7 tRNA genes are annotated in these 801 nt (G+C 49.6%); all 7 read right to left on the reverse strand.

From position 1 onward, the window contains the following. Positions 1–53: 53 nt before the first annotated feature. Positions 54–126: transfer RNA gene (locus ACIFOT_RS07435), tRNA-Ala, on the reverse strand. A gap of 27 nt (positions 127–153) precedes the next feature. After that, positions 154–230, reverse strand: a tRNA-Pro gene (locus ACIFOT_RS07440). Between the two features lie 9 nt (positions 231–239). Further along, positions 240–316: transfer RNA gene (locus ACIFOT_RS07445), tRNA-Arg, on the reverse strand. An 86-nt stretch (positions 317–402) separates the two neighbouring features. After that, positions 403–478, reverse strand: a tRNA-Lys gene (locus tag ACIFOT_RS07450). A 24-nt stretch (positions 479–502) separates the two neighbouring features. Then, a tRNA-Thr gene (locus ACIFOT_RS07455) sits at positions 503–575 on the reverse strand. 16 nt (positions 576–591) lie between these two features. Beyond that, positions 592–667 (reverse strand) — tRNA-Val (locus ACIFOT_RS07460). Between the two features lie 5 nt (positions 668–672). Then, positions 673–747, reverse strand: a tRNA-Glu gene (locus ACIFOT_RS07465). Between the last annotated feature and the right edge of the window lie 54 nt (positions 748–801).

Raw genomic sequence — 801 nt, forward strand, 5'->3', positions numbered from 1 at the left:
TGAACCGTACGCTCTAGCCATCTGAGCTACACCGCCATTATCAATATAATAAATGGAGCCTAGCGGGATCGAACCGCTGACCTCCTGCGTGCAAAGCAGGCGCTCTCCCAGCTGAGCTAAGGCCCCATGTTGTTATTGTAAAAAACTTTCGACTGGTCGGGAAGACAGGATTCGAACCTGCGACCCCTTGGTCCCAAACCAAGTGCTCTACCAAGCTGAGCTACTTCCCGTATTTTTAATGGCGCGCCCGAAAGGAGTCGAACCCATAACCTTCTGATCCGTAGTCAGACGCTCTATCCAATTGAGCTACGGGCGCTTTATAAAATAAATGCTGCCGAGGACCGGAATCGAACCGGGGTAGTCACCTACCGCAGGATTTTCCGCCACACCCGCATATTTAAATGGTGAGCCATGAAGGACTCGAACCTTCGACCCTCTGATTAAAAGTCAGATGCTCTACCGACTGAGCTAATGGCTCAAAAAAAGCAAAAAAAATAAAAGGTGCCGGCTAGAGGACTTGAACCCCCAACCTACTGATTACAAGTCAGTTGCTCTACCAATTGAGCTAAACCGGCACAATTAAAATTTATATGGTGGAGGATGACGGGATCGAACCGCCGACCCTCTGCTTGTAAGGCAGATGCTCTCCCAGCTGAGCTAATCCTCCAAAAATGGTGACCCCTACGGGATTCGAACCCGTGTTACCTCCGTGAAAGGGCGGTGTCTTAACCGCTTGACCAAGGGGCCTAACTAAAATTTAGACAAAATAATAGCCCCAAAAAGGGGCTTAGCCTGGCAACG

The sequence above is a fragment of the Neobacillus sp. NRS-1170 genome, from assembly GCF_050468025.1.